Raw genomic sequence first — 10,583 nt, forward strand, 5'->3', positions numbered from 1 at the left:
ATGCCATTGAGTCCACCTTCGCTACGGTACGCCACCGGACTACCCGGACGAAGAACTGTGTATCACGCAGCAGCTTTCTGGGATTGGGTTTCAAGATGCTGCAGCAGGCTGAAAAACGCTGGATTGGGATTTATGCTCCAGAGAAAGTCCCGCAGCTTTTTGCAGGGGTGAAATTTATCGATGGCATACCGGCTAACCTCACCCTGCTGGATGATCAACAGACCGCCGCCTGATCTATGTCAGAAAATGCTCATACACCAGATTTGACTATAGCTCCTTACGCCAATGGTACAGCGTCACATCAGAAATCCCTTCCTGTTTGGCCACTTCTGGCACAGATAAACTGGTGGGCGGTAACATCTTCTGCAATACAGCGGCCTTACGTTCTGCTGAATAACTCTTCATCTCGATAATCCACTTTCCGCCCCCAACCTGCATCTGACTCCATTTCAGAGAGGCGACAACTACCCTGACACCGGGGGGGTTGAAGGGCCCGAACTGTATGGTTTTCCGGTATCCCCCAGTGTCATGTACCAGCTTGATGACGCCTATGCAAGAGCTTTTTCAGGTTCGAACGGCTGACTGGATTTGAGGACTAATTGCGTCAGGAAAGCAGGTTTTGTGCTGCCCTACACTAGGTGGATGCAGCGCCCATCTCTATGTCAATCTTTATCTGGCATCTGTAAATATCTCGTCAGTCGTGACAACATAAAATCACAACGGGTTAGTTGTTCCTTAGTGATAAATTCATCTGGCTTATGTCCTTGATCCATGCTTCCCGGCCCGCATACGACCGAGGGGATGCCGGACTCGTCGAATAGCCCGCCCTCTGTTCCGAATGGAACCGTCTCATAATCAGTGGTCTCGCATAGCAACGACAGGAGTCTTGCTGCTTCGTTGTCGGAGGGCGTCGAAAGCCCTGGATAGGTACTGAGCGGTTGCATTTGAATTTCAGTACTGTCCTCAATGGCGCGCATCCTTGGCAATAAAATGTATTGTGCATATGAATGCAACTCGCTCAGCACTTCGTGAGCATCAAATTTTGGTAACGCGCGAACTTCAAAATCGAACTCGCAATGAGCTGGAACTATATTGAGCGCAACGCCACCGTTAATGAGGCCAACTTGCACCGTCGAAAACGGCGGATCAAAGCGATCGTCGTGTAACCTGGGGTCGGCCAGTCTCTCCCCGATTTCTTCGAGCTTAATGATCAGTCGTGCCGCATAACTAATCGCATTGACACCGTATGGCGCATAAGCCGTATGACAGGCCGAACCGTGCACACAACATCGCACTGACAGTTTACCTTTGTGCCCCAGCACCGGCTTTAGTTCGGTTGGCTCACCGATCAGGCACATGCGCGGCTTATTAGGGCGTTTTGCAAGTTCGGCCAACATTGGCCGAACACCGAGGCATCCGATCTCCTCGTCATAGGAAAAAGCCAGATGCACGGGGATTTGCAATGGCTGTGCAAGGAAACCGGGCACGGCAGCCAGCACCGAAGCGATAAAGCCTTTCATGTCCGCAGTTCCGCGCCCGTACAAGCGCCCGTCATTCTCGGTTAGTCGAAACGGGTCCACCGTCCATACCTGCCCATCGACCGGGACCACGTCGGTGTGTCCAGAAAGGACGATTCCACCCCGATCACTAGGCCCGATAGTTGCGAACAACGCGGCCTTGGTCCGATCTGTGTTATAGAAGAGTTCGCTTTCCACACCCAGAGTAGACATATATCGTCGGATGAAGTCGATCAACTCCAGGTTAGAGTCTCGGCTCACTGTCGCAAAACCAACCAACAATTTTAGTAATTCCTGAGTAGTCAGCCCTCTACTCATCGCCTGGAACACCATAACTAGGAGCTGCAGTGGGATTCAATGCCCGAGTCAGATAGTCCTGCATCTGAGGCTTATAGGCATCCCAGAGTTTGCTGAGTTCCTCAAGCGGATAGGCATCCACCCAGTCGACTCTCAGGTCGACGATAGGCCAAACAACTTTGTCCACTATCTTGATAGCAGCAGAGTGTATAGGGCCAAATTCACCGCCTTTGCTCGCGCCGGCATACATGGCTGCAAGCAGACGATCGGCCAAATGCCCCTGAACCTCTTCAAACGCAATGGTCATAGCCTCAATCACCCCAGGGTCTGCAAGCAAATTGCCTATGGCGACACTTTGTTCACCTGCAACCACGTTATGAATGCCAAGTGTTTGCGTACCACTGAAGAACGCTGTCCGCCCCGAGCCGTCGATCACTGCTACCTGTCGGTATTGGTGGTAATCGTCGGCATCGAGAGCTCGCTTCAGAGCCGTCTCCGGTTCCGCCTGATCCTGCTCAAGATAGTCGAGTATCTGTTGACCAAGTGCAGGCAGCGTCACATTTTGTGTGGCCACGGCACCTACACCAGCGCGAACCCAGGAACAACGGGCACCCACCGAGATACTGGAAGAGCTGATTGCAAGGCCCAACTGTCCCGTCTTTGCGCAGCGTCCCACTATTGAGAAGGTCATGTCTCGTTCCCTCAGGGTAGTCCGTTCGACCAATTGTCAGGGATCACCGCAATCACGTCGATTTCCATTAACCACTCCGGCTGCCCCAAGGCCACCACAACGAGCCCAGTGGAAATCGGAAACACGCCGCGCAACCATTTCCCGACTTCTTGATAGACCGACTCGCGATATCGGGGATCTGTCAGATATGTAGTGGTCTTGACGATGTGCGAAAGATCACTACCCGCTTCTTTAAGCAGCTGTTGGACATTTTTCATCGCCTGTTCGGCTTGAGCACGCGGGTCGCCCAGTCCAACCAGATTGCCTTCGAAATCTGTACCCACTTGGCCACGCAAATAAACAGTATTACCGACGCGAACAGCCTGACACAGATCGTTGTCCAGAGATTGGTTCGGATATGTGTCTTTAGTATTGAACATGCGAATGCGGGTATGGGTGGGCATCAAATTCCTCCGGTCTTTAATTTAGGGCGGTTGCGTTTTTTGACTCGGCGAGCCAGCGCGCAATTGTGGTAAAGATAGCTCTGTCCACTGCGCTATCCGGCATCACGGTACGAGAGATATTTGCGCTGGGTAGCAATGTGATCCGCTACATGCCAGGCGTCATGCCATACGCCCCAGATGAAGCTCGAGCCACGACGTGAGAGCCAGGGCAGCCCAACAAAATAGATGCCTCGTTCACATGAGACGCCATGCTGATGAATTGGCCTGCCCTTGTCGTCAAACGCGTCGACCTTGAGCCAGTCGTATGCGACAGTATATCCGGTAGCCCAAATGATTGTGCAAATGCCAGCCGCTTTAAGGTCGAGTTCTATGATTGGGTCTGTCACACACGGTGGATCAGGGAGGATTAACCTGGCTTCGGGATCTTCCGGAAAATCCAGCCCATTGCGGGAAATGTACGCATCGGCGGCGTCCAAAAGTGCGAAGTAACTGGCGTCACCGCGAGCCAAATTAACTGCCAGATCATCCTCGAACACTATGTTCCCGTTGATGAATGTTTTGGCACGGCCAACCAGCGTCATCCCTTCACTAGCCAGGCGCCTGAAATCTATAGTCCTGCCACCATACGCTCCGCTTACAGCTATCGTCACATGCTCTGATCCGGGCTGCGGAGCCTGCCTGTCCCAATCGCCCAGTACACCCATCCACCAAACGTAATCACGAGTTCGGTAGGTTCGTGGCGGACGATCGTGCGCTCCGACCGAAAGGTATACTTGGCGCCCTGCACGCCGCAATTCGTCCGCGATTTGTGTACCGGACGAACCGGCACCCACCACAAGGACTGCTCCCTTGGGAATCTGCTGCGGGTTGCGGTATGCGGACGCATGCATCTGCGTTATCCCTGTATCCGCAGGCACGAAATTCGGAATCACGGGCCGCTGAAATGCGCCGGTCGCAACGATCACATGCTCGGCTTTGAATTGTCCCTCCGACGTATTTACTGTGAACCCTGTATTTCCGATATTTCGTTCAACTCTTAGTACCTCTACCCCGGTACGGATAGGCCCAGCGAATCTTTTTGCATAGTCCTCGATATAATCAGCTACCCGCTCTTTAGATGGGAACGCATCGGGATCGACATCTTCGAACTCAAGGCCTGGAAAACGGTCATGCCACGCGGGGCCATTGGCGACCAAGGAATCCCATCGTCCGGTTCGCCATTGCTCGGCAATGCGATCACGCTCCAAGACCAAATGAGGCACTTTAAGCCGAGTCAGGTGCTCACTTACCGCCACGCCGGCCTGCCCAGCACCGACTACAAGGGTATCAATCAGAGTCATTTTAGTTGCCATGGTTCAATCTTTCTCCTTATCAAACAACGTTGGATTTACAAACTGTATCTGTTAATAGACACCCTTTAGTTAGATATTGATCATATTGGCAAGAAAAAAATAAGAAAAATGCTTTATTTCTATAATCTGAATCTATTTTTCTTATTCAAAGGGTTCCGTTCATTACAACTGCAGCCATCACGTTACCTATTCGTCAGGTATCTTGAGCTACGGAACTGGGGGCCAAACAGGTGGCATTGTGTAAGGCCTGCTGATCACCTGCCGCCTCCATGACATTAATCCCTACGACTATTTGGTTGATGTCCTGCAGTGGGTCCGCCAGCACCCCAGTTCCCGCGTCGCCGAACTGGGCCCCAGGCTCTGGAAACAGCACTTCGCCGGCAACCCTCTGCGCTCGGACCTCTATAATATCCTGAAGTAGCCCGCAAGATACGCCGCTCAGTTACCGGTTACGTGGATCGCCAGAAAGCGCGCCAGGCTTCGGCCATAGGCGCCAGTGGTTTCCATGCAGAGGTGAGCCTTGAGGGCCTCCTGCTTCTCCAACCAATTCCGGAATTGCCGGAACCCACCAGAATTATTGCAAAAAACCTTGCTGCGATATTTACCATTGGGTTTCAGCAGGGCAACATCGAATTGGGCTTTCGCTACGTCAATACCAACACAGGAAACGGGATTCATCATCATAAACCTCCTTGACTAGCATCATGGCGATCTACGGACCATGCCGATTCATCCTTATCTGTGCAGGCTCATGCGCCATGCATGCCTCGGATACCGTCCGAACTGGGTGTCAAAGTTGAGGCAAGGGATTAATCTGTAGAACAGGATCAATCTCTTCGGGTCTGATTCCCCGCTGCTTGCAGCGAAATCTATCAAAGCGGCTGAGGGAATACCCCGCAGCTTGCTGCGGGGATTTTTATTTCCTTAGGCTACTAACAATCTATCTTGCCTCGCTCCGGGGATCAGCCGAAGGGTACCAGTACATACTGACTGGCTCCAAGACATAAGGCTCCTAGCCACTGCCTGACGGCTCTAGCACATAGGTATCAAGGTGATTTTTAAGGCGGGCGACGTCTTGTTCAGAGACGCGGTTTTTCAGAACGTCATGGCACGAGAACGAAGGAAGAATCTCTACCCCGCAGAACTTGTAGTTCGCGGTGTTGAAGATGAATACGTCATCAACCGACCGACCGCCGAACAAGTATTGATCGACATCGTTGAATGCCGCTTCCGGTGCGTCCCAAGTAAGCGAAAGCATGTACCTACGTCCATGCATCAATCCACCCGTGCCGTACTGCTTGCTTGGATCACTGCGCGTCCGGCCGTCATTCGCCACCATGCGCGGATTGAGCAGCCCAGCATTGAAGACCTCATCAACGTATTTCTTGTACTGCCATGGATTTCCGAACCAGTAAACGGGCGACTGGGTAATGATGGCCTCCGCCCACAGGTGCTTTTCTACTTCCTGCTCGACATCGTAGCCATCGACAATGTGCGTGGTTGTGATATCGTGACCTAAGGCTCCCAAATGTGCCGCGATAACTTCGGCCAGGAACGTGTTGAGTTTGCCTTCTGACATGCCTTCAACCGGCTGGCTGGCATTAATAATCAAGATTTTCATGATGACTCCGAGAAATTATGAGCAGCAGCTAACGTAAGTTGTATGCTTATCAGGCCATTAGGGGCACTCACCACCAGTAGTATGTTTAGCAACTGCGCCAAATTGTGACAACAATATAAGCATGGTTCACTCTCCTAATAAGGTTACGCTTGTCTCACACACTACAATATCCACCATCGACCATTAGTGTGTGACCAACTATCATGTTGGATGCTTCTGAAGACAAAAATAAAGCAGCACCAACGATCTCATCAGGTTGGCCCATTCGACCAATTGGGAAAGTTTTGAGAAACTCATTATGTGCTTCTGTGCCCCTTACTTCATCCATCATCGGAGTATCAAAATCACATGGACCTATACAGTTGACATTTATTCCTTTTTTAATCCACTCAACCGCTAATACTTTGGTAAGGGCTGATACACCAGCCTTGGATGGGGAATAAGCCACTTCTCCTTGGAAACCACAATAAGCTGATATAGAAGATATGTTTACTATTTTACCACCACCATCCTGGATCATATATTTAGCTGCCGTTTTGCAGCATAAAAACGAACCAGTTAAATTGATAGCGATGATATAATTCCATTCGGATAGTGACATGTCCTCTGCAGGAGATAATCGATAAACACCAGCAGAATTAATAAGAATGTCAATTCGACAATACTTATTGTGAATTGTATCCATTAAGTTTTTAACATCTTTTTCGTTTGATACATCAGCTTGAAATATCGATATTTTATTTGAAGAAGTGAGGGTTTCTATTTCGCTTTTTGCCATTGTTAACTTTTCTGAATCACGACCAACAATTATCACATTTGCACCCGCATTAGCGAAGCCAATAGCTATATGCTTTCCTAGTCCACTAGAACCTCCTGTGACTAGTGCCACCTTCCCTGTAAAATCGTAAGTAATCTGCATGATTTGATCCTCGTTAGATAAGACAACAGTAAATTTGGAAATTATATTTTTCCAGATTGTTATTTGTAATTAAAATAATAATCAGGAATTTTATGTATTATAAAAAATAGTAGTTATTTCATGGTATGGAATATCTCACAAACTTATAAATCAAGAGTAATTAAATCAGTCTTACTTCGAGAGCAACAAATCATCATGACATCACCAGAAGACCTTTCTTTAGCCGTTAAAACGCAGTCTCGATGATCAGGAATTCCGTCGATTACTTTTGTCTCGCATGAACCACAAACACCCACACCACAAACACTTTTAAACACATTAAATCCAGACCTTCTTAACGCTTGCGCAATTGATTCATCTGAATTGACTGTGATAGTAGCATTGCTTTTTTTGAGGTGGACATTGAACTGTTTGTCATCTGTAAAACTATTATTGTTAAAACTCTCAACGTAATAATCTTTTATGTTATGGTATTTAGCATTCTCTTCAAAATCATTAATCATCGATTCTGGACCACAACAATAAAATCCATACCCATCCCGACCTGAGTTCAAGATGGATTTTATATTTAGTCTTTGATGATCACTATCGCTGTATCTTGATGTAACGCGATATCTTGGTATCTTGCATATATCGAAAATTTTGTCCTCACCTTTATTTGCACCGCTAAAATAAATATGATAGCTCTTATTTTCTTTTTCTAGCCGTTTTGCCATAGATATAAATGGAGTAACACCAACGCCACCAGCTATAAGAATATAACCATAATTATTTCTAATGTAAAAAGATTTAATTGGTTTTGTTATATGTAATTTATCGCCATCATTAATAGTAATAAAATACTTTGAAAACTCACCTTCATGGTTGATTCTTACTCCTATACAATAGCAATCATCATAATCTGGCAGTGAAAACACTGAATATGGCACAATTATTCCGTCCCACATTCTAACACCAATAATGGAGCCAGGTTCTGGATCGATAAGATGACCACCTTTTATTGGAGCTAGAACAAAAATAACAAACGAATGAGTGATTCGATATATTTTCTTAACTGTAACTGTTGTTGTATCCATAGGATTATACCTAACTTATTTAACAATTGTAAGATATCAAGTTTTTTATATTCAGACGCAGCCAGATAAACAATATTTGTCGTAAAGACAAAAAACATATAATTTATGAAAAATCATCAGAAAGATTCTTTTTTGGTTTGATATACCATACGGTAGTTTTCTACAATTAATCGCCAAAAAATAATAAATGATATATGTTGTGCTCTATATGAGAAGCTGGCCAAATACTTTGTCAGCTTCCCGTCCACTACTATCTTTATAGCTCACTCTACTTAGTTAGTTGATCGTAGATCGAGGTTTAAAAATAGAAGAGAGCCTGCGATGTGTGCTAACACCATCTGATTTAGAAATAACATAATAAAAAGCAGCTATAAAAGGAGACGCAACAAGCCATGAGATATCAGCACCCCCAATCATTTTGGCGATCGGTCCTGTATAAAATGCGTTGGACATAAATGGGATTTCAAGAATAAAACCTAGTGTATATGCAATAGCCGCCTTCTTATTGACATATCCAAATTCCCCGCCTTTCATATAAAAGCTATCCAATTCATACTGTCCGTCATGGATTAGGTAATAGTCAACTAAGTTTATTATAGACCACGGGACTAGAACATATAGCAAAAAATAAATAAAATTCATAAAATATCCCATAAACTTTGCGCTGGCGAACAATGCCAATGCTGTGCTAACAATCAGGAGAGTAAAGATTACTATAAATCTATAGATACGTGATGTCTTCAACCCCTGAAAGAACGTTTGCAAAATGCTTATTGATGTCAGTGAGCTACAGTATAGTTGCATAGCTGCCGCCTCCACACCAGACACAGACCATATTACAATAAATATTATTCCTGTAACACCAAATAGCACGCTAAACGCACCAAATCCACCGGATACACTTGATAGGCTTGTAATTCCTATCAATGAACCAACCGCCATCGCAATCAACGCCCCCAATGTTGCTCCTAAATAACTAGACCAAAAAGCCGCCTTTGGACCAGTGTCCTTAGGCAAGTACCTTGAATAGTCAGAAACATAAGGTGCATATGATATTTGCCATATTGCTGCCATACCGAGCACACCAAAAAAACCTACCATAGAATAGGACCCATTTACAACATGAATTGAAGCAAAGTTACTGTCACCAATTCCTGACAATAAAAGTACTAGTAAGGATACGCCACCAAAAACGGTAATAAACTTTGCATATCTATGAATCATGTCATATCCAATATATGCGGCAACAAAGGCTAGCATACTGATACCGACTATTACGAAATCACCTCCATACTTTCCCATATTCGGCATGATTGACGCTATGGCCTGCTCTCCAACGTCCACTAATGAAGCGAAATATCCGATATACATTATCACGACTAATATTAAAATAGGTAATGCTCCGTAGCTTCCGAACTGGGCTCTAGATTGCTGCATCTGGCTAATTCCAAGATACGAACCTTGTGCAGAATGTAGGGCCATAAAGATTGCCCCAACAAGATTTCCGATTAGCAATGCTACCATCGCCCAAGATAATGATAGTCCAAAGCCACTTTTAGCCGTGGCGATAATTCCAATAGTTATAGTTAATAGTTGCATATTGCCACCAAACCATAATGTGAATAGATCAAAGGCTTTACCATGCCTAAGGTTCAGCGCTATCGGAAAAATTGTGTGTTTTTCGTGCTTCATATTATCACGAAGCTCATCAACTGACTGAACCATAAATATTACCCCCATTATATCAATGTGATATACATAAACTAAGATGTTATCAAACCGCTAAACACACCGCTGCTTTTGTGCTTTACGGACTAGGATAGATAAGCCGGACCGACAAAAGCTAGTTTCAACCTCTATAATATAAGCAAAAAACGTGCCTACATTTTGTGCTTGCTAGACTAACAATAAAAACAGAATGATAATGTCAATATTCTGTCTCCCCTTATTTTGAACTGAGCGTCTTTTTTGCACTAACGTGGTGCAAAAACTACTTTAATGCACCAATGTGTATCATTGACCTAATAAATGATGGTTGTTGACGCCATATTGGTATCCGCCCCTGAGTGGTATTAACTCTGGCTTGCGCTCCGAATTGTGAATACTCCAACGGCTCGTTAAACAGCGTGTAAATTGACCACCTGATATCCTGCCGGATTTGCCGGGAGGAAACTGGAGTGATTTGCATGGAAACCATAGCCAAAGTGCGCCGTCTGTATCATCTGGACAAAGAGACGGTCAGCCATATTTCTCGAAAAATGAATTTATCGCGTGCTACGGTGCGCAAGTATCTGGACCATGTCGGAGATGAACCGAAGTACCCCCAGCGGAAATCCCGACCACGGCCGCAATTGGGAGCTTTTGAGGCGATCCTGCAGCAATGGCTGGAGACGGATGCGCACTTACCGCGCAAGCAGAAGCGGACCGCACGCAGACTGTTCGAGGGTTTGCAGAAGGCAGGATACCAGGGGGCCTATGACAGCATTCAGCGCTGGGTAAAGGCGTGGAAGGCGAACGTTCGCCCTGGTCTGCACCAAGCCTTTATTCCCCTGAGTTTCCGTCCCGGTGAAGCGTATCAGTTTGACTGGAGCAGCGAGACGGTGATTCTGGATGGGGTGGCCATGGCGATCAAGGTCGCCCACTTTCGCCTGACTTACAGCCGGATGT

General features: G+C 46.5%; 10 protein-coding genes and 3 pseudogenes. 3 read left to right on the plus strand and 10 right to left on the minus strand.

Annotation, left to right across the window (positions count from 1 at the left end; translation table 11 throughout):
- Window positions 1–233: pseudogene (locus BLW97_RS17675) on the plus strand (IS256 family transposase); the annotation flags it as partial.
- Window positions 234–273: 40 nt separating this feature from the next.
- Here the strand turns inward: BLW97_RS17675 and BLW97_RS17680 are convergent.
- The 5 genes and pseudogenes from BLW97_RS17680 to BLW97_RS17700 form a co-directional block, all read right to left on the minus strand.
- Window positions 274–405 (minus strand): annotated as a pseudogene (locus tag BLW97_RS17680) (transposase); the annotation flags it as partial.
- Window positions 406–662: 257 nt separating this feature from the next.
- The gene (gene argE, locus BLW97_RS17685) at window positions 663–1,850 is read right to left on the minus strand and encodes an acetylornithine deacetylase (protein ID WP_319803398.1); all 1,188 of its coding nucleotides are present in this window, start codon (window positions 1,848–1,850) and stop codon (window positions 663–665) included.
- A complete protein-coding gene (locus BLW97_RS17690) occupies window positions 1,828–2,505 on the minus strand; it encodes a DUF1028 domain-containing protein (RefSeq protein ID WP_075324124.1) in 678 nt (225 codons plus the stop codon). Before BLW97_RS17690 ends, argE begins: the two co-directional genes overlap by 23 nt.
- An 11-nt stretch (window positions 2,506–2,516) precedes the next feature.
- Window positions 2,517–2,948, minus strand: coding sequence for a RidA family protein (locus BLW97_RS17695; RefSeq protein WP_075324125.1), 432 nt, complete (start codon window positions 2,946–2,948; stop codon window positions 2,517–2,519).
- A gap of 92 nt (window positions 2,949–3,040) precedes the next feature.
- Window positions 3,041–4,300, minus strand: a complete 1,260-nt coding sequence (locus BLW97_RS17700) for a flavin-containing monooxygenase (RefSeq protein WP_075324126.1) — start codon at window positions 4,298–4,300, stop codon at window positions 3,041–3,043.
- Window positions 4,301–4,509: 209 nt separating this feature from the next.
- Here BLW97_RS17700 and BLW97_RS17705 point away from each other — a divergent pair.
- Window positions 4,510–4,721: pseudogene (locus tag BLW97_RS17705) on the plus strand (transposase domain-containing protein); the annotation flags it as partial.
- Window positions 4,722–4,738: 17 nt separating this feature from the next.
- Here BLW97_RS17705 and BLW97_RS17710 read toward each other — a convergent pair.
- The 5 genes from BLW97_RS17710 to BLW97_RS17730 form a co-directional block, all read right to left on the minus strand.
- Window positions 4,739–4,984: an IS110 family transposase gene (locus tag BLW97_RS17710; protein WP_077218538.1), complete on the minus strand. Its 246-nt coding sequence runs from the start codon at window positions 4,982–4,984 to the stop codon at window positions 4,739–4,741.
- A 328-nt stretch (window positions 4,985–5,312) separates the two neighbouring features.
- A complete protein-coding gene (locus tag BLW97_RS17715) occupies window positions 5,313–5,921 on the minus strand; it encodes an NAD(P)H-dependent oxidoreductase (RefSeq protein ID WP_075324128.1) in 609 nt (202 codons plus the stop codon).
- Window positions 5,922–6,075: 154 nt separating this feature from the next.
- Window positions 6,076–6,840, minus strand: coding sequence for an SDR family NAD(P)-dependent oxidoreductase (locus BLW97_RS17720; protein WP_075324129.1), 765 nt, complete (start codon window positions 6,838–6,840; stop codon window positions 6,076–6,078).
- A 143-nt stretch (window positions 6,841–6,983) separates the two neighbouring features.
- Complete coding sequence (locus BLW97_RS17725) at window positions 6,984–7,916, minus strand: flavin reductase family protein (RefSeq protein ID WP_075324130.1); 933 nt, start codon at window positions 7,914–7,916, stop codon at window positions 6,984–6,986.
- Window positions 7,917–8,192: 276 nt separating this feature from the next.
- Window positions 8,193–9,641: a purine-cytosine permease family protein gene (locus tag BLW97_RS17730; protein ID WP_075324131.1), complete on the minus strand. Its 1,449-nt coding sequence runs from the start codon at window positions 9,639–9,641 to the stop codon at window positions 8,193–8,195.
- Window positions 9,642–10,102: 461 nt separating this feature from the next.
- Here BLW97_RS17730 and BLW97_RS17735 point away from each other — a divergent pair.
- Window positions 10,103–10,583: transposase (locus BLW97_RS17735; RefSeq protein WP_143214983.1), on the plus strand; the 481-nt coding region annotated here is incomplete at its 3' end.

The sequence above is a fragment of the Acidithiobacillus albertensis genome (assembly GCF_001931655.1).
Taxonomy (GTDB): Bacteria; Pseudomonadota; Gammaproteobacteria; order Acidithiobacillales; family Acidithiobacillaceae; genus Acidithiobacillus; species Acidithiobacillus thiooxidans.